Origin of the sequence: Bradyrhizobium australafricanum (assembly GCF_020329495.1) — a bacterium.
GTDB classification, from domain to species: domain Bacteria; phylum Pseudomonadota; class Alphaproteobacteria; order Rhizobiales; family Xanthobacteraceae; genus Bradyrhizobium; species Bradyrhizobium australafricanum.
Map to the genome: position 1 here is coordinate 50,541 of NZ_JAGKJL010000018.1, position 24,774 is coordinate 75,314.

Here is a 24,774-nt window from a genome sequence, read left to right on the forward strand (position 1 = left end):
TAGATGCGTTCCGGGTGAGGGGGAGTCTCCGCAAACGCAGCTGTCACCGGATACGCGGAGACGGCCCCTCACCCCAACCCTCTCCCGTAAGAACGGGGCGAGGGAGCGCAGCGCCGTCGTGGTCGCCACTGCGCTTTAGCAAGAAAATACAATTCCCCTCTCACTGAAGCGGCCTTGCCCAACTGGACAAGGCCGCTTTCTTCTTTGCGTGATGGACCGGTGCGAAATCTATTCCGCGGCATCCATGATCGCCGCCGCCCCGCGATAGTCCGGTACGACCGCCGGCGCGTTCGCCTTGGCGCGGTAGATCAGGCAGGAGCAGCGCAGCAGCGACGCGAAATTGTTCACCTCGCCGTGATGATCGAGCACCTCGTTGTGCAGGGTGGTGAGGAACTTGGCCAGCGTCATGCCTTCCTTGGCCGCGATCTCCTCCAGCGTATCCCAGAACGACATTTCCAGCCGGATCGAGGTGCAATGGCCGTCGATCCGCAACGATCGGGTCTGCGATTCATAGTCGCGTTGCGGCTGATGCGCGAAAAGATGGCACATGGCGTTCCTCCGGCGAGAACTTATAATTTTTCTAAACGATATACCTGTGCGCGCGGCCCCACAATCGGGACGTAGGGCGTAACGCGCCGGCCGCCGAAGCCAAGCGTCTTCAAGGCGATAGGCCGGACTCATCCCCAACCTGCTTGCGGCCGCCAGATCGGTCCCATGCATTTGCCGGCGCGGCGACTTATAGTAATGGCCAGCCTCGAATCGCTCCTCCGAACGTCCAATCCATGCCCGTCCGCCAGCTTCCCGAACAGCTCGTCAACCGCATCGCTGCCGGCGAAGTGGTCGAACGCCCCTCGAGCGTGGTCAAGGAACTGGTCGAGAACGCGATCGACGCCGGCGCCAGCCGGATCGACGTTTTCACCGATGGCGGCGGGCGGCGCCGGATCGGCATCACCGACGACGGCGGCGGCATGACCCGCGCCGACCTTGCGCTCGCGGTCGACCGGCACGCCACCTCCAAGCTCGACGACGAAGACCTGTTGCGCATCCGTACGCTCGGATTCCGCGGCGAGGCGCTACCGTCGATCGGCGCCGTGGCAAAGCTCGGCATCACCACGCGTCATGCCAGCGAGCCGCATGCCTGGTCGCTGTCGGTCGAAGGCGGCGAGAAGTCGGAGGTCATGCCGGCCGCGCTCGGCCAGGGCACCCGCGTCGAGGTCAATGAACTCTTCTATGCGACGCCGGCGCGGCTGAAGTTCCTGAAGACCGACCGCACCGAAGCGGAAGCGATCCGCGAGGTGGTGCGCCGCCTCGGCATGGCGCGCCCCGACATCGCCTTCACGCTGGCCGGCGAAGAGCGCGCGCCGGTCACCTGGGCCGCAGCGTTGCCCGGCGCCGCCGGCCGGCTGACCCGGCTCGGCGATATCCTGGGCGCGGATTTTCGCAGCTCCGCGATCGAGGTGCGCGCCGAGCGCGAGGGCGTCGTGGTCGAAGGCTTTGCCGCCGCGCCGTCGCTGACCCGCGCCAATGCGCTCGGGCAATATCTGTTCGTCAACGGCCGCCCGGTGCGCGACAAGCTGATCCTCGGCGCGGTGCGCGCGGCCTATTCCGACTATCTGCCGCGCGACCGCCATCCTGTCGTGGCGCTGTTCGTGACCTGCGACCCCGAGGGCGTCGATGCCAATGTGCATCCGGCCAAGACCGAGGTGCGCTTCCGCAACGCCGGCCTGGTCCGCGCGCTGATCGTGCACGCCTTGAAGGAAGGTCTCGCGCGCGAGGGCAGGCGCACCGCGGCCAATACCGCCGACGGCGCGGCGCTCTCGGCCTTCCGCCCGGCCTTCACGCCGCCGCGTCCGGGCAATTGGGACTGGCGCGGCTCGCCGTCCTATCCGGTTGGTCCGATGCGCGCATTCGACGGCGCGGCGGCGCCCGCCTTCGCCGAGCCCGGACAGGCCGCCTTCGACGTCGGCATGCCGACCGCCGATGTGCGCTTCGAGGCCGCGCCCGCGCCCGACCTGCTCGACCGGCCGCTCGGCGCCGCGCGCACCCAGATCCACGAGACCTACATCGTCTCGCAGACCCGCGACGGCCTCATCGTGGTCGACCAGCACGCGGCGCATGAGCGCATCGTCTATGAGAAGCTCAAGGCCTCTCTGGCGAAGAACGGCGTGCAGCGGCAGATCCTCTTGATCCCCGAGATCGTCGAGCTCGATGAGTCGACTGTCGAGAAGCTGCTCGATCGCGCCGAGGAGCTGGCGTCATTCGGGCTCTCGATCGAATCCTTCGGCCCCGGCGCGGTCGCGGTGCGCGAGACGCCCTCGCTGCTCGGCAAGGCCAATGCGGCGGGCCTGTTGCGCGACCTCGCCGAGCACATGGCGGAGTGGGACGAGGCGCTGCCACTGGAACGCCGGCTGATGCACGTCGCCGCCACCATGGCCTGCCACGGCTCGGTCCGCGCCGGCCGCCGCCTCAAGCCGGAAGAGATGAACGCGCTACTCCGCGAGATGGAGGACACGCCGAATTCCGGCCAGTGCAACCACGGCCGCCCGACCTATGTCGAATTGAAGCTGAGCGATATCGAGAAGCTGTTCGGGCGGAGATGAATATCTCGTAGGATGGGTAGAGCGCAGCGAAACCCATCATCTCTCCCGCGGCCCGGAAGTTGATGGGTTCGCTCTACCCATCCTACGAACTGTTCCGCCGGGCAAACACGTCCAGCACCGTGCGAAGTTGCGCGATCCATTCGTGACCGTCCTCGAACCCGCCTGCCGCGATCCGCGTGCAGATCTGATCGAGATCTTCGCCCCCAGGTGATGCTTGATCCTTGCCGACCTGCCTCGCAATCGCGACATAGCCCTCCGTCAGCAGCACGAGGCCGGGCGCGCTCGCGACAACATAATGCTCGCGTGCTTCGCGAAACATGCTGATCGCCTCCTCATAGCGGCCAAGCGCCAGGTTAAACGCCCCCACCATCCAGACGCCCGTCGCCTCGCGCAGCGGTCCGAGCTCCAGAGTCCGCACCAGCCGGAGCGAGCGTTCTGCAAGCTCGCGTGCGGCCAGCAGATTGTCCTGATTGATCGGCTTGTCGGACACGCTCCAGCCCGGCCAGCAATCGGCCGCCGCATTGAACGTCCAGCGCTGGACCATCATGAGCGCGTCACGCGCATCCCCATCCCGCGCGCCGCAACCGCGCTCGATCTGATCGGCGGCATCGCGCGCTGCCGCAAGCAGCGCCGCATCATCGCCAGCGCCGCGCAACGCCTTGACCTGCGTCTCCAGCTGACCGGCCAGCCCGGCAAGAGTGTCGGCCATGGTTCGCGCTCCCCTAGCGGTGATGAATCAGTATCGCGTAGGATGGGTAGAGCGCAGCGAAACCCATCATCTTTCCCGCGGCCCGGAAGTTGATGGGTTTCGCTTCGCTCTACCCATCCTACGAATTCTAGATTGCGGTGACAGCACGCAAAATCACGAACTCCGTGTCGTCATACGCGCGCCGCTCGAGCTCCTCGAAGCCCTCGGGTGCCGCGAACGCCGCGGCCTTGGCCTCCTCCACCACGAGCAGCGCGCCCGGCGTCAGCCAGCCGCCGTCGCGCAGCGAGGCGAGCGCCTTGTCGGCGAGACCCTTGCCATAGGGCGGATCGAGAAACACCAGCGAGAACGGCTCGACCGGATGTGCCGGTCCAAGATCGGTGGCGTCGCGGCGATAGACCTTGGTCGTGCCGCCGAGGCCGAGCGACTCGACATTGTTGCGCAGCAGCGCGCGCGCCTCGGCACCATTGTCGACGAACAGCGTGAACCTGGCGCCGCGCGAGACCGCCTCGATGCCGAGCGCGCCGGTGCCGGCAAACAGATCGAGCACGCGCGCGTCCTCAATCGGATTGTCGTAGGCGTGGATCAGAATGTTGAACACGGACTCGCGCAGGCGGTCCGCGGTCGGACGAATCTCGCGGCCCGCAGGCGAAGCGAGATTGCGGCCCTTCAGCCTGCCCCCGACGACGCGCATCGACCGTTACTCGTCGCGCGGCTTGAGATCGCGCTTGCCGTGGTAGCCGCGCTTGGGACGGCGCGGCGGGCCGTAGCCGTTCGCCTCGTCTTCATTGCGGGCACGCGCTTCCTCGCTGCCGGTGCGCTGCACCAGCACTCGGCGGCCCTTGCGATCGTTGATGGTTTCGCGCTTGCTGGGCTTCGGCTTCCTGGCGGGCGCATCGTCGCTGTCGGCTGCGTCACGCTGCTCCGGCCGCGTGAAGTCGGCGCCTGCGATCTTGGCGATCTTCTCGCCGAGCTGCTCGCGCAGCACCCGCGTCTTGACCTCCTCGACCTTGCCCTCCTCGAGCTCGCCGAGCTGGAACGGACCGTAGGAGATCCGGATCAGCCGGTTCACCTCGAGCCCGAGATGCGCCATCACGTTGCGCACCTCGCGGTTCTTGCCTTCGCGGATCGCGAACACCACCCACACATTGGCGCTCTGGTCGCGCTCCAGCGTCGCGTCGATCGGTCCGTATTTGACGCCGTCGACCTCGACGCCACCCTTGAGCTGGTCGAGCTGGCCCTGCGTCACCTCGCCATGCGCGCGCACGCGGTAGCGGCGCAGCCATCCGGTGTCGGGATGCTCCAGTGTCCGCGCCAGGCCGCCGTCGTTGGTCAGCAGCAACAGGCCCTCGGTGTTGAAATCGAGCCGGCCGATCGAGATCAGCCGCGGCAAGCCCTCGGGCAGATTGTCGAACACGGTCGGCCGCCCCTCAGGATCGGCATGCGTCGTCATCAGCCCGCGCGGCTTGTGATACATGAACAGCCGGGTCCGCTCGCGCGGCGGCAACGGCTTGCCGTCGACCGCCACGACATCGTTGTCGGTGATATCGAGCGCCGGCGAGTTGATCACGCGTCCGTTGACGGTGACGCGCCCTTGCGTGACGATCTCCTCGGCATCGCGGCGCGAGGCAAGACCGGCGCGCGCCAAGACCTTGGCGATGCGCTCGCCTGTCTTCTTCGGCTTCGGCTCGGGACGCTCGCGGCGATCGTCGGTGGCGCGCTCGCGATAGGCGCCGCGGCCGCCGAAGGCCGGGCGCTTCGCAAAGATCCTGCTGTCGTCCTCGTTGTCGCGGCGCGGCCGGTCGGAGAAGCGACCCTCGCTGCGCGGGTGCTCCTGCCAGTCGGTGCGGCCTTCGGGCCGCTCACGCCGGCGATTGTCGCGGCGATCGCCGGCGTCTTCGTCGCGATTCCAGCGCGGCCGGCCGAACTTCGGACGATCACCTTGCTCGCGGTCGTCGCGGGACCTGGAGAACCGCGGACGTTCGCCGCCACCGCGATCCTCGCGCGACCGCGAAAAGCGCGGACGCTCATCGCCGCCGCGGTCGTCGCGCGGCTTGTAGCCGTCGCGCGGCGTGCGATCCCGCTTTTGCCAGGGCTTCTCGTCGCTGCGGTCGCGGCCTTCGAAGTCGCGGTCGCGCTTGAAGCGCGGCCGATCGCCGAAATCCCGGCGCGGTGCGTCGCCGTCCTCGCGGCGGCGGAACGGGCGGCCTTCGCCCTTGTCGCGGAACGAGGACTTGTCGCGATCGCCGCGCGAAAACTTCCTGTCGTCGAATTTGCGCTCGGCGCGCTCGCCGCGCGGCGCAAAGGTCCGCTTCTCGCCGTCGCGCTCGCCACGCGGCGTGTAGGGGCGCTTCTCGCGATCGCCATAGGACCGTTTCTCGCCGAACTTGCGGTCGGACGACCGGCCCTCCGAGCGCGCGCCGCCGCGCTGAGGACGATCGCCCGCATCAAAGTCCCGGCGCTCGCCGCGCGGTTTGAACGGGCGCTTTCCGCCCCCCTCGCCGCCGCGGTCGTCGCGCTTGAAGCGCGGCCGGTCGCCGTAATCGCGGCGCGGCGCATCGCCGTCCTCGCGGCGGCGGAACGAGCGGCCTTCGCCCTTGTCGCCGAACGAGCGCTTGTCGCGATCACCACCTTTGCCGCCGAAGCTGCGCTTGCCGAACGGCTTGTCCGATCCGCGGGAGCCACTGGGTCGCCCCTTCCCGGGCGCCCCCCGGTCCCGCCGGCCGCGGGAATCGTTGTTTTTGTCGCTGTCGCGGGGCATGAATGTTCTCGCCTGGAGGTTCAATTGGGGCGCAGGGCAACCGGCGATACGCGCGCCATCTGGGCGCGACTGGCGCAAAACCGGCATCCACTTCTGCTGAAGGCGACGCTACTAGCAGGTTTCTTCCGATGATACGAGGCATGTCTGCCCCTTCTTTCATGGATTTGGCGCTAAAAACCGCCGAAAGTGCCGGAAAAGCTGGCGAGGTTCCGATCGGATGCGTGATCGTGCGGGGCTACGAGGTGATCGCCACCGCCGGCAACCGCACCCTGACCGACCACGATCCGACGGCCCATGCGGAAATCCTTGCGATCCGGCAGGCCGCCGAGGCCATCGGCACCGAGCGGCTGGTCGATTGCGACCTCTACGTGACGCTGGAGCCCTGCACCATGTGTGCCGGCGCGATCTCCTTTGCCCGCATCCGCCGGCTCTATTACGGCGCCGCCGACCCCAAGGGCGGCGCGGTCGAGTCCGGCGTCCGGTTCTTCGCGCAGCCGACCTGCCACCATGTGCCGGAGGTCTATGGCGCGGTCGGCGAGACCGAGTCCGCGCGCCTGCTGCGCGAGTTCTTCAGGGAGCGACGCTGACGAATCCGTAGCGCGGACGAAGCCAACGGGAGGCGCTTTCCGCGCTCCTCAGGGCGGCGGGGATGCAGCGCAATCTCTCCCCTCGTCGTCCCGGCGAAAGCCGGGACCCATAACCACAGGGTTGAGTCGTTAGAAAGCCGTGGCCCCAGCGTCGTACCACAATGACCTTCGGTGGTTATGGGTCCCGGCTTTCGCCGGGACGACATCGAGTGTGTTGCGTCATCGAGAGTCATACATTCACGGTCTCTTCGGATGACGGTGATGGAGCGGGGTCACCCCGCCAGGAAAAACTCCCGCAGCAGCTTCGCCGTCGCCTCCGGATTCTCCTCGGGCAGGAAGTGCCCCGACGCCACCGGCGCGCCGCTGACATTGGTGGCCCAGGTCTTCCAGGTGTCGAGCGGTGTCGTTGCCGCGCTGGCAACGCCGGCATCGCCCCACAGCGCCAGCATCGGGATCGTGATCTTCTTGCCGGCATCGACATCGGCCTTGTCGATCTCGTAATCGGCATAGGCGCCGGCGCGATAGTCCTCGCACATCGCATGGACGCGCGCGGGATCGCGGAATGGCGCCAGGTAGTGCGCGAGCGCGCGCGGATCGATCGCCTCCAGCGTCTTGGTCCTGGTCTGGCTCGCCATCTTCTCCTTGAGGAAGAATTCGCCATTGTTGGAGATCAGCGTCTCCGGCAACGGATAGGGCTGCGCCAGGAACGCCCAGTGGTAGATCTTCAACGCCGACAGGCGATTGAGCTTCTGCCAGTAATCATAGGTCGGCGCGATATCGAGCACCGCGAGCTTCGACAGCCGGCCGGGATGATCGAGTGCGAGCCGGTACGACACCCGGCCGCCGCGATCGTGGCCGGCGAGCGCGAAATGCACATGCCCGAGCTGCTCCATCACCTCGACCATGGTCTTGGCCCAGGCCCGCTTGGTGTAGGGCGTATGGTCCTTGTCGCTGTCCGGCATATCGGACCAGCCATAGCCCGGCAGGTCGGCGATGATCAGCGTGAACCTGTCGTCGAGTTTCGGTGCAACCGTGTGCCACATCACATGCGTCGAGGAGAAGCCGTGCAGCAACAGCAATGGCGGGCCCTTGCCGCCGACGCGGGCGAAGATGCGGCCCTGCGAGGTGTCGATCCATTTTGATTCATAGCCGGGAAAAAGATCAGCGAGATCAGGCATCGGTAGCTCCTTCCCTGTCGCGGGCGCTGCTTCAAACTTTGTTCGGCGTTGCCGCTGGCTTTGGCGAGGTTTATGCCATCCTCAAGTCCTGCCAACAACAACATGAAACGAGGAAGTGCCATGTCGATCGACTTCGAAATCCCCGCCGAGGCCAAGGCGATCCGCGAGAAGGTTCGCAAATTCGTCCACGACGAATGCATTCCGGCGGAAAAGGAACTCGACACCAAGCCGCTCGCCGAGGTGCTGGGACCGCTGCGGAAGAAAGCCCGCGCGCAGGGCCTGTGGTGCCCGTTCGTGCCGAAGGAGTACGGCGGTATGGGCCTCGGCCCGCTCGCCAACGCGCTGGTGCAGATGGAGCTCGGCGAAAGCATGCTCGGCGCGCTCTCGATGAACACGCAGGGACCGGACGACGCCTCGATGATGACGATCCTGGCGCACGGCACCGAGTACCAGAAGGAAAAATTCCTCAAGCCCCTGTTGAACGGCGAAAAGCGCATCTGCTTCTCGATGACGGAAAAGGCCGCCGGCGCCGACGCCACCGGCATGCAGACCACGGCGGTGAAGGACGGCAACGAGAACTACATCCTCAACGGCGAGAAATGGTTCTCCTCGTCGGCGAGCGTCGCCGACCTCGCGCTGGTCATGGCGAAGACCGATCCGAACGCGCCGCGCCACAAGCAGTACTCGACCTTCATCGTCGAGCTGCCCAACCCCGGCTACCGCATCAAGCGCAACGTCGCCAACATGGCGATCGAGGGGCCGCATGACGACGTGATCCACGGCGGCCACTCCGAGATCGAGATCAAGGATCTGAAGGTGCCCGCCGACAATCTGCTCGGCGGCGAGGGCAACGGCTTCAACATGGGCCAGCACCGCCTCGCCTACGGCCGGCTGCGCCACGGCATGCACAACGTCGCCAAGGCGCAGCGCGCGCTCGACATGGCGGCCGCCCATGTCACCAAGCGCTCGACCTTCGGGCAATTACTGGCGGACCGGCAGGCGGTGCAGTTCATGCTCGCCGACTGTGCCAGCGAACTCTATATCGGCCGGCTGATGCTGCTGCACATCGCCTACAAGGCCGAGAAGGGCCTCGACATCCGCCAGGAGAACTCGATCGCCAAGATCTTCCACGCCCACATGGTGCACAAGGTGATCGACACCGCGATCCAGCTGCACGGCGCGCTCGGCTTCAGCCAGGATACCCCGCTGGCGAAATGGTACACCCAGGTGCGCTCGCAGCGGCTGGTCGACGGCCCCGACGAGGTGCACAAGTGGAAGATCGGCAAGAACGTCATCAAGGCGTTCCGCGAGCACGGCACCACGGCGTCAGCGGCAGGCGGGGATCTGCTCTGACCCATCGTCATTGCGAGCGAAGCGAAGCAATCCACTTCTCCACGCGGGGACAGATGGATTGCTTCGTCGCTTCGCTCCTCGCAATGACGAGCCGCGCTAACCCTTCGCTGTTTCCGCCTCAACCCCTGCCAGGCGATGTCGCAGCGGCAGAATCCATCGGGCGGGGATCTGCTGTAACCAGCGCCCACAACTTGGTCATTGCCGGGCTTGACCCGGCAATCCATCGCGCAAAGAAATTCTCTCGAAGGTGATGGATGCGCGGGTCAAGTCCGCGCATGACAAGCGGAGATCAGCGGCCGAACCTAGCCGCTCGCCGCAAACAGTTCCCATGTCCCGGGCAGTCCCTTCAGCTCGAACGCGCCGCGCTCGGCGAATTTCAACCCGGCGCCCGCGACCAGATCGGTCACCACGCGTGACACCAGCACCTCGTTCGAGCCGCACTGCGACATCACGCGCGCCGCGGCGTGGACCGCTATGCCGCCGATATCCGCCCCCCTCACCTCGATCTCGCCGGTGTGCAGGCCTGCTCGCACCGGCAGGCCGATCTGCCGCGCGGCCGAGCCGAACGCCAGCGCACAGCGTACGGCGCGGCCCGGACCGTCGAAGGTCGCCAGAATGCCGTCGCCGGTGCTCTTCACCAGATGGCCGCGATGGCGGCCGACCACCTGCTGCGCGAGTTGATCGTGATCGTCGAGCAGACGTCGCCAACGATGATCTCCCATCGTCGCGGCGCTGCGGGTCGAATCGACGATATCGGTGAACAGCACGGTCGCAAGCACACGGTCGAGCTCGGCATCACCACCATCGCGATGGCCGGTGACGAATTCCTCGATATCGCCGAGCATCGCCTCGGTCTCGCCAACCCAATAGTAGTGATCGCAGCCGGGATATTCGACGTATTTCGCGGCGGGGATCGAGCGCGCGACGGCACGGCCGAGCGCCACGGGAACGCGGGCATCGCCGGTCCGATGCAGGACAAGCGTCGGAGTCTGGAGCATCGGCAGGATCGTCGTGACGTCGATCGCGCGATTGAGAACGAGCAGCGTCCGCAACGCTCCCGGACTGCTCGACAGCCGCTCGAATTTCGCGATCTGCGCGATCACTTCTGCATTCGTTGCCTGGCTCGGCGCGACAGTCTTGACCGTGTCGCCAGAACCCCAGCTCTGCACGATCTCGTCGCAGCGCAGCTGCCACACGTCGTCCGGCAGGCGATCCTTCGAGCGGGCAAAACTGCCGAGCAGAACAAGATGCGAAACGCGGTCCGGATAGGTCGCTGCAAACAGCACGCTCATCGGACAGCCCTCGGAGAAGCCGAACAACACCGCCTTCGCGGAGCCTATGGCATCCATGATGGCCCGGACGTCGTCCATGCGCTGCTCGAGGGAGGGCGCGCCGGTCATCCGATCCGACAATGCCTGTCCGCGTTTGTCGAAGGTCACGACCCGGGCGAAGCGCGACAGGCGGCGCAGCACGGCGGTGTAGCCGGGCATCTCGTGCATGAACTCGATGTGCGAGAACAGGCCGGGGACAAGGATGATGTCGACAGGACCATCGCCCATCACCTGATAGGCGATGCTCGCGTCGGCGCTTTGCGCGTAGTGGGTCTCGGGCAGTCTGAAATCGGTCATTCGAAGGCCCCGGGGCGCGCCATTGTCGCCGCTGAGGCCGGATCGATCAACCCTTCTCCGCCTCCACCGCCTGCCAGGCGATGTCGCGACGACAGAATCCGTCCGGCCATTTGATGCGATCGACAGCCTGATAGGCGCGGTCGCGCGCCTCGGTGACCGTCTTGCCCATCGCGCACACGTTCAGCACCCGGCCGCCATTGGCGATGGTTGCGCCATCCTTCGCTACCGTGCCGGCGTGGAAGATCTCGACGCCCTCGACCTTGGCGGCGTCGTCGAGGCCATCGATCCGCGTGCCCTTGATGTAATCGCCGGGATAGCCCTTGGCCGCCATCACCACCGTCAGCGCCGGGTCCGGATACCAGCGCAGATCGAAGTTCTTCAATTGCCCGTCGATGGAGGCGAGCAGCGCCGGCACGATGTCCGACATCATCCGCAGCATCAGGACCTGGCACTCGGGATCGCCGAAGCGGACATTGTATTCGAACAGCTTTGGGCCCTGCGCGGTCAGCATCACGCCGGCATAGAGCACGCCCTTGAACGGCGTGCCGCGGCTCTTCATCCCGGCAACCGTCGGCAGGATGATCCGCGCCATGATCTGGTCGTGCACCTCAGGCGTCACGAACGGCGTCGGCGAATAGGCGCCCATGCCGCCGGTGTTCGGCCCCTTGTCGTGATCGAACACCCGCTTGTGGTCCTGCGCCGAGGCCAGCGGAATCGCGGTCTCGCCGTCGCACAGCGCGAAGAAGCTGATCTCGCGGCCCGACAAAAATTCCTCGATCACGACCTCGGCGCCGGCCGAGCCGAACGCGCCCTCGAACATCATCGCGATCGCGGCCTCGGCCTCGGACAGCGTCTGTGCCACCACGACGCCCTTGCCGGCCGCAAGCCCGTCGGCCTTGACCACGATCGGCGCGCCCTGGGCGCGGACATAGGCCACCGCGTCCTTCGCATTGTCGAAGCGGCGATAGGCACCGGTCGGAATGTCGAACTCGCTGCAGAGGTCCTTTGTGAAACCCTTCGAGCCCTCGAGCTGGGCGGCCTGTTTGGTGGGCCCGAACGCCTTGATGTCGACCGCGGCGAGATCGTCGACGATCCCGGCGGCGAGCGGCGTCTCCGGACCGACCACCACCAGATCGACCGCATTGCGCCGGCAGAACTCGATCACCGCGGCATGGTCGGCGACGTCGAGCGCGACGCATTCGGCCTCGCGCGCGATCCCGGCATTGCCCGGCGCGCACCACAGTTTGGTCACCAGCGGGGATGCCGCGATCTTCCACGCCAGCGCATGTTCGCGGCCACCGGAACCGAGCAGGAGGATGTTCATCTGTGTCGCCGATCAGAGGGGTTGTAACGCCATTTCGTCCGGTTTAGCACGCTCCCGAACCGCGGCAACACGCGGTTCGATCAGATGTGGAATATGTGATTCGACGCCTGAAACGAGGCGTCCGGACCTTGCACACGGGGTCGAAAACCCCGATTCTATAGATCAGATGACCGCTGCTCCGAATCTCGTCAACGCGCCTGAATTCACCGTCTCGGAACTCTCTTCCGCCCTGAAGCGGACGGTGGAGGACCGCTTCGGCCATGTCCGTGTCCGCGGCGAGATTTCGGGCTTTCGCGGCCCGCATTCCTCCGGCCACTGCTATTTCGCGCTGAAGGACGAGAGCGCCAAGATCGAGGCCGTGATCTGGAAGTTCGCCCATGCCCGGATGCGCTTCAAGCCGCAGGAGGGCCTTGAGGTCATCGCCACCGGCAAGCTGACCACCTATCCGAACTCCTCGAAGTACCAGATCGTCATCGATTCGCTGGAGCCGGCCGGCGTCGGCGCGCTGATGGCGCTGATGGAGGAGCGCAAGAAGAAGCTCGCCGCCGAGGGCCTGTTCGACGAGGCCCGCAAGCAGCTCTTGCCCTGGCTGCCCGAGGTGATCGGCGTCGTCACCTCGCCGACCGGCGCCGTGATCCGCGACATCCTGCACCGGCTGGAGGACCGCTTCCCCCGCCGGGTGCTGGTCTGGCCGGTCAAGGTGCAGGGCGACGGCTCGGCCGAACAGGTGGCGGCCGCGATCCGCGGCTTCAACGCGCTGCCGGAGGGCGGCCGGATTCCACGGCCTGACCTCTTGATCGTCGCGCGCGGCGGCGGCTCGCTGGAGGACCTCTGGTCGTTCAACGAGGAGATCGTGGTCCGTGCCGCGGCCGAGAGCCATATCCCGCTGATCTCGGCGGTCGGCCATGAGACCGACATCACGCTGATCGACTTCGTCGCCGACAAGCGCGCGCCGACGCCGACCGCCGCCGCCGAAATGGCGGTACCGGTGCGCAGCGAGCTGTTCGTCGAGATCGCAGCGCTCGCCCGCCGCACCATGGTGTGCTGGCAGCGCGCCCAGGAGGCCCGCCGCACCGAGCTGCGCGCCGCGGCGCGGGCGCTGCCGGCGGCGCACGAACTGCTGGCGATCCCGCGGCAGCGGCTCGATCATCTCGCAGCAGGGCTGCCGCGCGGGCTGAAGGCCAACACGCACGCGCATTTCCGCCGCTTTGCCGCCAGCAGTTCGCGCCTCACCATCGGTGTGCTGCGCGGCCAGATCGCGCATGCGCGGCAACGGCTCACCGCATCTGGCGAGCGCATCACGCTGTCGGCGCGCGCGCTGCTGCATCGCCGCCGCGAGCGCTTCAGCGGGCTCGAGATCCGGCTCAAGGCTTCGAAGCTCGCCAACGCCAAGGCCCAGCGCAACTCCATCGCCCGCGATCTCGAGCGCACCCACCGCCTCGCCGAACGCGCCCGCCGCGCGCTGGTGACGACGATGCAGCGGCTCGAGGCACGCGTTGACCATAGCGGCCAGCTGTTGTCGGCGCTGTCCTATCGCGGCGTGCTGGCGCGCGGCTTTGCGCTGGTGCGCGACGCGCACGGCCACGCCCTGCACTCCGCCGCGGCGGTCGGGCCGAACGCCGGCCTGTCGATCGAATTCGCCGATGGCCTCGTTGCCGCCACCGCGAACGCCGATCAGCCTCCGGCAACGGTAGCGCCCGAGAGCCAGCCGAAGCCTCAGCCGCGCGAGGCAAAGCCTGCGGCGCCGAAGCGCGTCACCAAGCCGGTCGACCAGGGCAGCTTGTTCTAGCCCGGCAACAACTGTCTTAGCGCGACAGCCACTCGGCGACTTGCTTCTGCGCATCCTGGCGCGCGCCGGTATCGGTGCCGACGTGACCGCGCTCCGCGATCTCGGCATCGGAGGCCGCGACCGCGTGCAGCGGCAGGTTGGGCCTGTCGAAGTCGTGATAGGCCTCGGGATAGACCACGATCCGCGCCAGCGCGCTGCGGCCGCGGGCGCCGTCGACCATCTGGTGGCAGGCCGACGACGATGTGACGTCGTCGCGCGCGCCGATCAGCACCAGTGTCGGCACCCGCGCGCTCCAGCCGAGGCCGAACGAAGCGCGGCAATCCGGATAGAACGCAACCGCCGAGCGAAAATCCGGCTCGACGTTGCGCGACCACATCTGCGGCCGCACCGCCCACAGCAGGGCGGCGGCGCCGTTGCCCCAGCCGATCAGGCTGATGCGGCGCTTCGCCACCCATTTCTGCTGCACCAGCCACTGCCGCGCCGCGTTGATGTCGGCGACCCGCGCACGGCGGGTCTGGACCTGATGCTCCCTGATGCGGCACTGCGGACCGAGCTCGCGCGAGCCGTAGCTGTCCGGCAGCAGCACCGCATGGCCGGTCGTCAGCAATTGCTCGGCCCAGTCGCGATAGCGCGGCAGCACCGGCTCGGACCGGCCGACGAGACCGCCGCAGCCATGCAGCGCGATCACGGTCGGGAACGGGCCGTCGCCATCGGGCCGGTAGAGCTGCGCGTGCAGCGTGACGTTGCCTTCGGGGATCTCGACCTGATGCGGGGCCGGGAGTGGCGCCGCGGCCACGGCCGGCACGGCAAGCATGGCGAGGCACAGGAAAACTGACTTGAGGCGCATCCGATCCGGCCGGCTCGTTATGGCGCTGCAAACACAGCGGACCACGGCCGCAAGGCTACCATGCGCCTCCGCCGCCAAATCATCACAAGTCGGTGGTTTAACGGGCGGACATGACACCCTATCTGTGATAGACGGTTTCATCGACATCCAGATGGCCTCATTGGAGGCAAGGCGGAGAGCTCAATCGTGCTGAACAAGTTCGGTCCCTCGGGCCATGGCGAAGCGCAGGTGCAATATCTCGACGGCGATTTCCGCGTGATCTCGCCCGGCACCTTTGTGCGTTGTGCCATCACCGACGTCCGGATTCCGCTCGACGAACTGAAGTACTGGAGCGTCGATCTGCAGGAAGCCTACGCCACCCCGACCGCCGTGCTGCAGCGCCACCATCCCGGCGTCCTCAAGCCGCAGGCCTAGGCTCAACGCCGGGTTCATTTGGAGAGCCTCCTGTCCCGCGCCCTGAACAGTTGATCGGCCACCAGGCGCCGCAGCGCGTCGCCATCATCGAATTGCAGCGTCACCGCAAACGGCACGATCGCCTGTGCCCAGGCCGGCATCCCGTCCGGACCACGCAACCGCGCGAGATCCTTTTCCGTCGTCACCAGCGTCAGGGCGTCGCCACGCGCGTCAGCAACGAGCGCTTCGATCTCCTCCTTCGTGAAGGCATGATGATCGGCGAAAGCCTTGCTGCGCACGACGTCGACGCCGCTTGAGCGCAACGTGCTGAAGAAGCGCGCGGGATCGCCGATGCCGGCAAAGGCGAGCGCACGTGTTCCGTTCAGCGCCGCCAGCGAAGCCTGGTCCGGCTTCAGATGCGCCGGCAGCACCGGCTTGCCGCGGGACGCGAGATCGGCCGCAATCCCTTGCGCCGCGCTCCCCTCGCCGACCACGATCAGCGCGTCAGTTCGTTCCAGCTGCCCCACCAGCGGCGCGCGCAACGGTCCCGCAGGAATCACGCGGCCATTGCCGACGCCGCGCGTGCCGTCGATCACGATCAGGCAGGCATCCTTCGCCACCGAGGGGTTCTGGAAGCCGTCATCCATCAGGATCACGCTGGCGTCCTGCGCGCGCGCCAGCGCCAGGCCCGCGGCACGGTCGCGCGACACCACGACCGGCAAGCTCGCCGCCATCATCAGCGGCTCGTCGCCGACATCGGCCGCCGTGTGGCTGTCGCGATCGACCTTGACCGGGCCAGCGAGCCTGCCGCCATAGCCGCGGCTGAGCACCGCCGGCCGCTCGTCAATTTCGCGCAGCAATTTTGCCAGCGCCAGCACCGTCGGAGTCTTCCCGGCGCCGCCGACATGGTAGTTGCCGACGCAGATCACGGGAATGCCGGCGTCGACGCCGGATTGCCGCATCCGCCGTGCGGCGACCGCGCCGTAAAGCGCGGCGAGCGGTTGGAGCAGTTGCGATGTCCAAGACGACGGCCGGTGCCAAAAGGCCGGCTCACGCATTGGCGGCTCCCATCTCGAGCCGCAACTGCAACAGATAGGGCTCGAGAGCGGTCACCGTGCGCTCCAGCGCGCCACCGAGCTGTTCGACGACGCGCTCGGAGGCCGCCAGCGAATTGTCGCGTGCCGCGGAATCAGCAAGGAACTGGCCGAGCTGCTTGACCAGCGCTTCCCGATCATCGGCGCGCCGCGCGCCGCCGGCGCGATCGAGCGCCTCATAGACATCGGTGAAGTTGAACACGTGCGGGCCGTGCACGATCGCCGCGCCAAGCTTGATCGCCTCGATCGGATTCTGGCCACCATGCGCAACCAGCGAGCCGCCCATGAACACGATCGGCGCGAGGCGATAGAACAGGCCGAGTTCGCCCATCGTATCGGCGACATAGATATCTGTTGTCGCGACCGGCAGATCCTCATGCGAGCGCAGGCCGGGGCGCAGGCCGGCCTCCGTCACCAGCCGCGCCACCGCCTCGCCGCGCGCGGCATGCCGCGGCACGATCACCGTCAGCAGGCCGGGGAAGAATCCCGCGAGCGACTTGTGCGCCTCGATCAGGATCTCTTCCTCGCCGGGATGGGTCGACGCCGCAACCACGATGGCGCGGCCGCGCGTCACCGACATCAGCCGCTCCAGCTTGGCCGGATCGGCCGGCGGCGCCGCGACGTCTAGCTTGAGGTTGCCGGTGACGACGACGTTGTGGCTGCCGAGCGCGGCAAAGCGTTCGGCGTCGGTATTCGACTGCGCGAGGCAGATGTCGAACCGGCCGAGCAACGCGCCGATGGTGTTGGAGACCCGGCGCCAGCGCGGGAACGAGCGCTGCGACATCCGCCCGTTGATCAGCACCATCGGCAGCCGCCGCGCGGCGCTCGACAGGATCAGGTTCGGCCACAAATCGGATTCGATGAACAGCGCCAGCGACGGATGCCAGTGATCGAGGAAGCGCGTCACATAACGCGGCGAGTCGTACGGCACGTATTGATGGATGACGTCGGGCGGGAAGCGCTTGGCAACGATCGCGGCCGAGGTCACCGTGCCCGAGGTGAGCAGGATGCGCAAATTGAGCGCGCGCAACCGCTCGATCAGCCCGGCCGCTGCCAGCACCTCGCCGACGCTGGCGCCGTGAATCCATACCAGCGGGCCCTGCGGCCTGGTATCGGCGCTCACGCCGCGCCGCTCGCCGACGCGTTCGGGATCTTCCTTGCCGAGCTTGAGCCGCCGCTTGATCAGGGCAGGCGCGAGCGGCACCATCGCGGACGACAGCTTGCGGTACACACGCAACGTCATCGGTAGCGAGCTAGCCAAGCGCTGCCTCCGGCCGCCCGACTGCTGCATAGGCACGTCGGGTCGCTTCGTTGAGAAGTTCCTCCACGTGCTGCCGAAGCTTCTCCATCGTCGCGGCGTCGGCGTCGGGCGGCACATAGACCGGCTCAATACCTACCACTGCGCCGCGCCCGAATGGCAAATTGATGGTGGTCGAATCCCAGTTTTTCAACCGGATGAATCGGCTGGTGACCATCGCAAAGGGGATGATCGGCCGGCCGGTCTCCCGCGCCAGCATGATAGCCCCGAGGCCCGCCACCCGCGCCCGCTTCGGCACGTCGGCGGTGGTGGCCATGTTGCAGCCGTCTTCCAGCGCCCGAACCATCTCCAGGAAGGCGCCGACGCCGCCCTTGCGATGGAACGCGCCGGAATGATCGCCGGAACCTCTGATGGTGCCGATGCCGAGCCGCTCCACCGCGAGGGCGTTGAACTCGCCGTCGCGGTGGCGGGAGATCAGCACTTTGGCGCGGTAGCTCTCCTTGGTCTTGATGAACGGCGTCATGAAGTGCTGGCCGTGCCAGAACACGAAGATCGCCGGCATCAGGGGCTCGACGATCCCGTACACGTCATGCGGCTGGTAGCTGAAGCGGTTGGTGTACCACACCAGCCGCAGATACTCGGCCGCAAGCACACCCAGCGCGCGCTGCACGAAGCCGCTGCGCAGCAGATCGCGAAAAAGTCGTTTCAATGGGAATGCTTTGTGTCCTGCTCAGGATCGAGCAACCGGTGGAGGTGAACGACGAAGTAGCGCATCTGGGCGTTGTCCACGGTCTGCTGCGCCTTCGCCTTCCAGGCTGCATAGGCGGTCGCATAGTTCGGGTAGACGCCGACGATCTCGACTTCGTCCAGATTCTTGAAGGTGTTGTGCTCGAGATCGGTCAACTCGCCGCCGATCACGAGGTGAAGCAGCTGGGGCTGGGCATTGTCTGACATGATGGTGCTTTTCCTAACGAGATGCCCGGCAAACAAATGAAGTCGTAGTCGTCACAGGTCTGGTCGTCACAAGGCTGTCGCAACAGGTCTGGTCGTCACAATCGGAAACGCGGCGCGGATCGGCGAGGCCTCACGGCAAAGGACGGCTGCGAAAATGCTCGACAATGCGTGCATGACGTTCGCGTCCTGCTGCCACCAGCACCCCATGCGTCACCTCCCGGCGATTGTACTCAATCGCGTCCCCCGAGAGCGCGGTCATCTTACCACCCGCTTCCTGCACGATCAAATTCGCGGCGGCAAGATCCCAGTCGCGGCTTTGCCCGCCCGCAAAGGCCGCGTCAAGTCGACCTTGTGCTACACGGCACAACCGCAGCGCCAGCGATCCGATCCGCGGATAGAGCGTGATCTCGTCCGGCGTCGGGCTGAGCCGCTGCACCAGCGGCTTCGGTCCCGCCATCCGCGGAAAGTTGAAATCGGTGCCTGTGGTTGCATGCACTGCGCCGTCGTTCAGGGTGGCGCCCTGTCCGCGGGCGGCGAAGAAGAATTCCTCGCTGACCGGCGCATACACCGCCGCGAGCACCGGCGATGCATTTTCAACCAGCGCCACACTGACGCACCAGTCCTCGCGGCCGGCGAGATAGGCGCGGGTGCCGTCGATCGGATCGACGATCCAGGTGAAGCGCCTGCCGAGGCGGGTGTCGTTGTCGGCGCTCTCTTCCGACAGCCAGCCATAGCCGGGCGTTGCCGAACGCAGCTGCTGCTCCAGCAGGTCGTTGACCGCGATGTCGGCCTCGGAGACCGGCGAGGACGCGCCCTTGATCCAGTTCTTCAATTCGGTGCGGAACAGTGACGATGCGAGCCGGCCCGCTTCCTGCACCGATCTGGTCAGCAAGGCGGCATCGCGCGCCTTGGTCCAGTCGTCCGTATCAGCGTCCGCCAAGCGTCAGGCCCTCGATGCGCAGCGTCGGCGAATTGACGCCGTAGCGGAATTCCAGATCGTTGGCGGCGACCAGCGACTTGAACATCGGCAGCAGATGGCCGGCGATGGTCACTTCGCTGACCGGATAGGTGATCTCGCCGTTCTCGATCCAGAAGCCGGACGCGCCGCGGCTGTAATCGCCGGTCACGCCGTTGACGCCGGAACCGATCAGGTCGGTGACATAGAAGCCCTGCTTGATGTCCGAGATCAGCTCCTTCGGCGTCACCGCACCCGGCTCGAGATGCAGATTATACGTTCCGGGAGACGGCGAGGACGACACGCCGCGATGCGCATGACCGGTCGTCACGAGGCCTAGCTCGCGCGCGGTCGCCGAATCCAGCACCCAGGTGGTGAGCACGCCCGCATCGATCAGCGCCGTCTTCTTCACCCTGACGCCCTCGGCATCGAAGGTCTGCGAGCGCAGGCCGCGCACGCGCAACGGATCGTCGATGATGCGGATGTCCCTGGAGAACAGCTGCTCGCCGAGCTTGTCCTTCAGGAAGCTGGTCTTGCGCGCGATCGAAGCGCCGTTGATGGCGCCGACGAGATGGCCGACGATCGAGCCGGCGACCCGCGGATCGAACACCACCGGCACCTTGCAGGTCTCGACCTTGCGCGGATTGCCCCGCGCCACCGCGCGCTCGCCGGCCTTGCGGCCAACGGAAGCAGGTGAATCGAGATCGGAGGCATGCGGCGCGCTGGTGAAATCGTAGTCGCGCTCCATGCCGGTGCCCTCACCGGAAATCGCCGTCGTCGAGATGCCGTGGCTGGAGCGCAGATAAGAACCGTGGAAGCCGGTCGACGTCACCAGCACCATGCCGCCGATCCCGGTCGAGGCCGACGCGCCGCCGGACTTGGTGACACCCTTGACCGCGAGCGCCGCAGCCTCCGCTTCGATCGCGCGCTGCTCGAGTTCGGCCGTGCTCGGAACCTTGCGATCGAGCAGATCGAGATCGGGGAAATCGTGTGCGTGGAGCGCCGGATCGGCGAGACCGACATATTTGTCGTCCGGCGCTACGCGCGCCATCGCGACCGCACGCTCGGCAAGCTTGGCGACCCCGTCGCCGCTGACGTCATTGGTCGACACCACCGCTTGGCGCTGGCCGACGAACACCCGCAGGCCGACGTCATCGCCTTCGGAGCGCTCGGTTTCCTCGACGCGGCCGTCGCGCACCTCGACGCCCTGCGAGACGCCGCGCACCGCGATGGCATCGGCCGCATCGGCGCCCGCGCGCTTGGCGGCATCGACCAGGCGCTGCGCAAGGTCGCTCAGGCCCGATTGGTCGAACAGATCGGAGGTATCGCCGTGTCGCGATGCAGATGGTGAAGAGTTCACGAACGAATTCCTGCGGATTGAGGGGGGCCCGGAACGAGGTCGACAGACCCACCAGATGTGCCGGTTTCACAGGGATTTCAAGCACTTTGCACCGGCAGGCAACAAAGATTTGAGTGATCGGGGCAAGGCTTCGTCAATCATGCGGGCCAACCTCTTGTCAATCATGGCACGAGGTGAGGAGAGGTTAACCAGGCTTTTTAAGGGGGAACGGACATCGCTCGGCTAGGCTCTCACACAACGACCGGGAACAAAATCCCGGCGGGGAGACAGAGCTTTGAGGCGTCAAACACCAACAAGCGGAATCAATTCCGCCGGGTCGAGCTGCGCGTTGCGGCTCGACCCTCTTTCCCTTCCGCTCAGCTTCCACGCGCAGGACGCGCGCGCGGATGGCGGCATGCGGCAGGTCGAACTTCATCGCGAACACGTCGTGCTGCGCCGCGCCGTTCTCGGCATGCGGATGGCGGTCAATGTTCGCGTCAGCGACTTTCTCGGCGTCGCGGTGCGCGGCATCGACGACGCGCAGATGCTGGTGCTGGTTCACCGCGATCCCGCGCTCAGCGTTCCGCTCGGCTCCAGTTCTGACGCCGAGGAGATCAGCTCCGCCTGGCAGATGTGGAGCGACATCTTCCGTCTCCCGCAACTGACCGAGCCGGTGCCGCGGACACCCTCCCCGCGCCGCCGTCGCCGCAACGCGATCCGTGCGCGGAGGCCGAAATTCCTGGTCCGCCGCCGCGCCGGTGTCAGCCTCAACGGCACCAGCGTACATCGCGGCGAACGCGAGATCATCGCGCGGGATTGAGTTCGATGAGGATGGGTTTCGATTCATCGTCTCACACCACGCGGTGTCATCTCCCGCGCATGCGTGATTTGTCGCACCTCTCGCCGTCATTTCGAGCTGCGTAGGATGGGTAGAGCGAAGCGAAACCCATCAACTCTTGTGCTGCGGCGAGAATGCTGGATATCGCTTCGCTCCATCCATCCTTCGAAGTCATCACGCCGCGCGCAGCACCGCGTCGACGACGAGGCTCGCGAACAGGATCAAGCCGGCGTCGCGGTTGGACTTGAAGATGCGCAGGCAGAGCGCGCCATCGCTGATGTCGAGCCGCCGGATCTGCCAGGCAAGATGCATCGCAAACGCCGCAAGGCCGATCCAGGCCGGCCAGCGCGCCCCCGCGAGTGCGAACGCCACGCCGATCAAAAGCACGGCGAGACCATAGAAGATCACGAGCGCACGATGGGTGCGTGCACCGAACAGGCGCGCGGTGGATTTGACGCCGATCAGCGCATCATCCTCGGCGTCCTGATGGGCGTAGATGGTGTCGTAGGCGATCACCCAGGCGATCGATCCGGCGTAGAGCGCAATCGCGGCCAGATCGATGCGCTCGAGCGTCACCGCAAATCCCATCAGCGCGCCGTAGGAGAAGGCAAGGCCGAGCACGACCTGCGGCCACCAGGTAATCCGCTTCATGAACGGGTAGATCGCGACGATCAGAAGCGAGGCGATGCCGGTCATCACCGCGAAGCGGTTGAACTGCAGCAGCACGAGAAGCCCGATCAGCGCCTGCAGGACCATGAAGACCACCGCCTGCATCACCGTGACCTGCCCGGCGGGGATCGGCCGCGATCGTGTGCGTTCGACCTTGGCGTCGAGATCGCGATCGGTGATGTCGTTCCAGGTGCAGCCGGCGCCGCGCATCACAAAGGCGCCGATGAAGAACAGCAGGACCACGAGCGGCAGCGAGCGCACATCATGCGCGACGCCGGCGGCAAGCGCCGCCGACCACCAGCACGGCATCAACAACAGCCAGGAGCCGATCGGCCGGTCGTAGCGCGCAAGCCGCAGATAAGGCCGCGTCCAGACCGGCGCATGGGTATCCACCCAGTTGCCTGTGGAGTCGGCAACGCGGGTGGAGACATCGCTCATGGGTGATCCATCAACGGGTGAGGACGTTGCCGTTCAGCGTATCGAAGGTGCTGCCGCCCTTCTTGGTCGGCGTCGCTTCCGGCAGCGAGGCGGACGAACCGAGCACGTCGCTCAAGCTCGGCCCCGCAGGCCCACGCGGCTGCGCCGCCGCCTGCTCCGCGACATTGCAGACCTTCTTCAGCAACGCTTCGGTATTCTTGTGCCCGGCCTTGAGCTGGTCGGCGATCTGCGGCGGAATTCCGCACTTCTGCGCGTTGGTGTCGACATATTTGATCATCTTGATCTCGGCCTGGCTGTAATTGCCGATCAGCTTGCAGGCCTCCTGGGGGCTGGCGTGGCGATCGCTCGCCGCCTTGATCGCCTTGCCGCGCTTCTCCGCATCCTCGCGCAGCGGCGTGAAATTCTTCATGCAGGCGTCGGCGGCACCACCACCACCCGCACCCGGCGGAGGCGGCGACGACAGCCCGCCGCCGGCGATGGGGGCCGCGCCACTGCTCGGAAATGCCGACGGCGTGGCACCGACCCTGGCCGCCGGCGCGCCGTTGACCGGCGGGAATGCGGAATCCGAGGCGGTTCCGGCCTGGCTTGGACGCATGCCATTGACCGGCGGAAACGCGGGGTCGGACGCGGTGCCGGCCTTACCGGCCTGATTGGGCAACGGGGCCGGAAAGGCGCTCTGCGCGGCGGCTTGCCCCACGGACAGGGCGGTCGCGGCAACGGTCAGCACGATCAGACGGCGGATCATCGAGGGTGTTTCTCCGGCAAAAGGTCCAGGCAACCCCAGCGCAACAAAAACGAAGCAACGAATTTTGGGGGCGTTTTACGATTCCTGTGAGGCCTTAACAACCCGTGGATTTGGGCGACAGCGCGGCGTAGGGCCACACCGGCCACATTAAATTGTGCCCCGATTCTAAGCCTTTAGGCTACGAACGGCGGTAAAATGGACCATCAAATTTGCCTGAACAGGATTTTCGGCAAGGCCCCGGTTTGGATTTATGGGCCGACGCCGCGGGCGACCGAACAACAAAAGGGACCGCGTGCAAGCGGCCCCTCGGACTAAAGAAATGACTTGGTGACAGAAGCAATATATCGACGCTCAATATTACCTGGCTGGCGAGTTCCTGAGGAGTCCGCGGGATTACGGTGTCGCGCAGTTTGGTAAACTGGCCACACCGCACTGAAGCCGCCTCGGATATGCCTGAACTCGATTTCCGCAGCCCCCGCCTGTTTGTCGACGCCCCGCTTGGCGCCGGCGCAACCGTTCCGCTCGAACGCGATCAGAGCAACTATCTCGGCAACGTGCTGCGGCTCGGCGCCGGCGACAGCGTGCTGGTGTTCAACGGGCGTGACGGCGAATGGCGCGCCGAGATTTCCGGCCGCAAGCGCCCCGACACGCTGACGGTCGCGGCACAGACCCGCCCACAGGATCGCCTGCCCGACGTCACCTATGTGTTCGCGCCGCTGAAGCATGCGCGGCTCGACTACATGGTGCAGAAGGCGGTCGAGATGGGCGCCGCGCGGCTGGTGCCGGTGCTGACACGCTTCACCCAGGTGTCGCGGGTCAACGGCGAGCGGATGCGCGCCAATGCGGTCGAGGCCGCCGAGCAATGCGGGATCATCTCGCTCGCCGAAGTCGCCGATCCCCTGCCCCTCGAACGTTTCCTGGCGGGGCGCGATCCGGCGCGGCTGCTGGTGTTCTGCGACGAGGCGGCCGAGGTCGAAAGCCCGGTGCAGGCGCTGGCGGCGGCAACGGCTGCGAATGCCGGGATCGATGTCCTGATCGGCCCGGAAGGCGGCTTTGCCGAGGAGGAGCGCACGCTGCTGCTGCGCCAGCCCGCCATCCTCCGCCTCGCCCTCGGCCCGCGCATCCTGCGCGCCGACACCGCCGCCGTCGCCGCGCTGGCGCTGGTGCAGGCCGCACTGGGGGATTGGCGGGCGTAGCCCGGATGAAGCGCAGCGCAATCCGGGGAAACCTTTTCAACGGCGCGAGATGCCCCGGATTTCGCTGCGCTTCATCCGGGCTACGCCACCGATTGTGGGGAACATCTGCCCCTAGCCAAACC

23 protein-coding genes are annotated in these 24,774 nt (G+C 66.5%); 7 read left to right on the forward strand and 16 right to left on the reverse strand.

Going from position 1 to position 24,774, the window contains the following annotated elements:
* Positions 1 to 228: 228 nt before the first annotated feature.
* On the reverse strand, positions 229 to 549 hold the full coding sequence (locus tag J6525_RS17860; protein WP_016848007.1) for a ribbon-helix-helix domain-containing protein: 321 nt from the start codon (positions 547 to 549) through the stop codon (positions 229 to 231).
* Positions 550 to 782: 233 nt separating this feature from the next.
* Here J6525_RS17860 and mutL point away from each other — a divergent pair, with 233 nt between their 5' ends.
* Complete coding sequence (gene mutL / locus J6525_RS17865) at positions 783 to 2,600, forward strand: DNA mismatch repair endonuclease MutL (RefSeq protein WP_225645625.1); 1,818 nt, start codon at positions 783 to 785, stop codon at positions 2,598 to 2,600.
* An 82-nt stretch (positions 2,601 to 2,682) separates the two neighbouring features.
* Here mutL and J6525_RS17870 read toward each other — a convergent pair whose 3' ends face one another.
* The 3 genes from J6525_RS17870 to J6525_RS17880 all read right to left on the reverse strand — a co-directional run bounded on the left by J6525_RS17870 (position 2,683) and on the right by J6525_RS17880 (position 6,067).
* The gene (locus J6525_RS17870) at positions 2,683 to 3,309 is read right to left on the reverse strand and encodes a tetratricopeptide repeat protein (protein ID WP_225645626.1); all 627 of its coding nucleotides are present in this window, start codon (positions 3,307 to 3,309) and stop codon (positions 2,683 to 2,685) included.
* 127 nt (positions 3,310 to 3,436) lie between these two features.
* Positions 3,437 to 4,000 carry a 16S rRNA (guanine(966)-N(2))-methyltransferase RsmD gene (gene rsmD, locus J6525_RS17875; RefSeq protein ID WP_225645627.1) on the reverse strand — a complete coding sequence of 188 codons (564 nt, stop codon included), beginning with the start codon at positions 3,998 to 4,000 and terminating at the stop codon, positions 3,437 to 3,439.
* Positions 4,001 to 4,006: 6 nt separating this feature from the next.
* Positions 4,007 to 6,067, reverse strand: a complete 2,061-nt coding sequence (locus J6525_RS17880; protein ID WP_225645628.1) for a pseudouridine synthase — start codon at positions 6,065 to 6,067, stop codon at positions 4,007 to 4,009.
* A 140-nt stretch (positions 6,068 to 6,207) separates the two neighbouring features.
* On the opposite strand from J6525_RS17880, the gene J6525_RS17885 reads away from it, so the two are divergent.
* Positions 6,208 to 6,654, forward strand: a complete 447-nt coding sequence (locus tag J6525_RS17885) for a nucleoside deaminase (protein WP_225163883.1) — start codon at positions 6,208 to 6,210, stop codon at positions 6,652 to 6,654.
* 272 nt (positions 6,655 to 6,926) lie between these two features.
* On the opposite strand, the gene J6525_RS17890 is transcribed toward J6525_RS17885, so the two are convergent.
* A complete protein-coding gene (locus tag J6525_RS17890; RefSeq protein WP_225645629.1) occupies positions 6,927 to 7,832 on the reverse strand; it encodes an alpha/beta fold hydrolase in 906 nt (301 codons plus the stop codon).
* 120 nt (positions 7,833 to 7,952) lie between these two features.
* On the opposite strand from J6525_RS17890, the gene J6525_RS17895 reads away from it, so the two are divergent.
* Positions 7,953 to 9,185 (forward strand): acyl-CoA dehydrogenase family protein, encoded by a 1,233-nt coding sequence (locus J6525_RS17895; RefSeq protein ID WP_038388024.1) that lies wholly within the window; start codon positions 7,953 to 7,955, stop codon positions 9,183 to 9,185.
* A 302-nt stretch (positions 9,186 to 9,487) separates the two neighbouring features.
* Here J6525_RS17895 and J6525_RS17900 read toward each other — a convergent pair whose 3' ends face one another.
* Together J6525_RS17900 and purD are read right to left on the reverse strand one after the other, a co-directional pair.
* Positions 9,488 to 10,813 (reverse strand): adenylate/guanylate cyclase domain-containing protein, encoded by a 1,326-nt coding sequence (locus tag J6525_RS17900; protein ID WP_225645630.1) that lies wholly within the window; start codon positions 10,811 to 10,813, stop codon positions 9,488 to 9,490.
* A 46-nt stretch (positions 10,814 to 10,859) separates the two neighbouring features.
* Positions 10,860 to 12,137, reverse strand: coding sequence for a phosphoribosylamine--glycine ligase (gene purD / locus J6525_RS17905; protein ID WP_225645631.1), 1,278 nt, complete (start codon positions 12,135 to 12,137; stop codon positions 10,860 to 10,862).
* Positions 12,138 to 12,303: 166 nt separating this feature from the next.
* Here purD and xseA point away from each other — a divergent pair, with 166 nt between their 5' ends.
* Positions 12,304 to 13,926 (forward strand): exodeoxyribonuclease VII large subunit, encoded by a 1,623-nt coding sequence (gene xseA / locus J6525_RS17910; protein ID WP_225645632.1) that lies wholly within the window; start codon positions 12,304 to 12,306, stop codon positions 13,924 to 13,926.
* 16 nt (positions 13,927 to 13,942) lie between these two features.
* Here the strand turns inward: xseA and J6525_RS17915 are convergent, their stop codons facing one another.
* Complete coding sequence (locus J6525_RS17915; RefSeq protein ID WP_225645633.1) at positions 13,943 to 14,773, reverse strand: dienelactone hydrolase family protein; 831 nt, start codon at positions 14,771 to 14,773, stop codon at positions 13,943 to 13,945.
* Positions 14,774 to 14,959: 186 nt separating this feature from the next.
* Between J6525_RS17915 and J6525_RS17920 the strand changes: the two genes are divergently transcribed.
* Positions 14,960 to 15,187, forward strand: a complete 228-nt coding sequence (locus J6525_RS17920; protein WP_016848019.1) for a DUF2093 domain-containing protein — start codon at positions 14,960 to 14,962, stop codon at positions 15,185 to 15,187.
* A gap of 14 nt (positions 15,188 to 15,201) precedes the next feature.
* Here the strand turns inward: J6525_RS17920 and lpxK are convergent, their stop codons facing one another.
* The 6 genes from lpxK to J6525_RS17950 all read right to left on the reverse strand — a co-directional run bounded on the left by lpxK (position 15,202) and on the right by J6525_RS17950 (position 20,787).
* Positions 15,202 to 16,224 carry a tetraacyldisaccharide 4'-kinase gene (lpxK, locus tag J6525_RS17925; protein ID WP_225645634.1) on the reverse strand — a complete coding sequence of 341 codons (1,023 nt, stop codon included), beginning with the start codon at positions 16,222 to 16,224 and terminating at the stop codon, positions 15,202 to 15,204.
* Complete coding sequence (locus J6525_RS17930) at positions 16,217 to 17,551, reverse strand: 3-deoxy-D-manno-octulosonic acid transferase (RefSeq protein ID WP_225645688.1); 1,335 nt, start codon at positions 17,549 to 17,551, stop codon at positions 16,217 to 16,219. The genes lpxK and J6525_RS17930 overlap by 8 nt, the downstream gene beginning before the upstream one ends.
* Positions 17,514 to 18,227: a lysophospholipid acyltransferase family protein gene (locus J6525_RS17935; protein ID WP_050384219.1), complete on the reverse strand. Its 714-nt coding sequence runs from the start codon at positions 18,225 to 18,227 to the stop codon at positions 17,514 to 17,516. The genes J6525_RS17930 and J6525_RS17935 overlap by 38 nt, the downstream gene beginning before the upstream one ends.
* Positions 18,224 to 18,472 carry a DUF4170 domain-containing protein gene (locus J6525_RS17940; protein ID WP_016848023.1) on the reverse strand — a complete coding sequence of 83 codons (249 nt, stop codon included), beginning with the start codon at positions 18,470 to 18,472 and terminating at the stop codon, positions 18,224 to 18,226. The genes J6525_RS17935 and J6525_RS17940 overlap by 4 nt, the downstream gene beginning before the upstream one ends.
* 130 nt (positions 18,473 to 18,602) lie before the next feature.
* Entirely contained in the window at positions 18,603 to 19,412 is an 810-nt protein-coding gene (locus J6525_RS17945; protein WP_225645635.1) for a 3'(2'),5'-bisphosphate nucleotidase CysQ, read from the reverse strand.
* Positions 19,399 to 20,787, reverse strand: coding sequence for a TldD/PmbA family protein (locus tag J6525_RS17950; RefSeq protein ID WP_225645636.1), 1,389 nt, complete (start codon positions 20,785 to 20,787; stop codon positions 19,399 to 19,401). The genes J6525_RS17945 and J6525_RS17950 overlap by 14 nt, the downstream gene beginning before the upstream one ends.
* Before the next feature lie 274 nt (positions 20,788 to 21,061).
* On the opposite strand from J6525_RS17950, the gene J6525_RS17955 reads away from it, so the two are divergent.
* Positions 21,062 to 21,586, forward strand: coding sequence for a DUF6101 family protein (locus tag J6525_RS17955; protein WP_225645637.1), 525 nt, complete (start codon positions 21,062 to 21,064; stop codon positions 21,584 to 21,586).
* A gap of 192 nt (positions 21,587 to 21,778) precedes the next feature.
* On the opposite strand, the gene ubiA is transcribed toward J6525_RS17955, so the two are convergent.
* Together ubiA and J6525_RS17965 are read right to left on the reverse strand one after the other, a co-directional pair.
* Entirely contained in the window at positions 21,779 to 22,711 is a 933-nt protein-coding gene (gene ubiA, locus J6525_RS17960) for a 4-hydroxybenzoate octaprenyltransferase (RefSeq protein ID WP_225645638.1), read from the reverse strand.
* Positions 22,712 to 22,721: 10 nt separating this feature from the next.
* On the reverse strand, positions 22,722 to 23,456 hold the full coding sequence (locus J6525_RS17965; RefSeq protein ID WP_092086865.1) for a hypothetical protein: 735 nt from the start codon (positions 23,454 to 23,456) through the stop codon (positions 22,722 to 22,724).
* 449 nt (positions 23,457 to 23,905) lie between these two features.
* Here J6525_RS17965 and J6525_RS17970 point away from each other — a divergent pair, with 449 nt between their 5' ends.
* The gene (locus tag J6525_RS17970; protein WP_225645639.1) at positions 23,906 to 24,652 is read left to right on the forward strand and encodes a 16S rRNA (uracil(1498)-N(3))-methyltransferase; all 747 of its coding nucleotides are present in this window, start codon (positions 23,906 to 23,908) and stop codon (positions 24,650 to 24,652) included.
* The last annotated feature ends 122 nt before the right edge of the window (positions 24,653 to 24,774 follow it).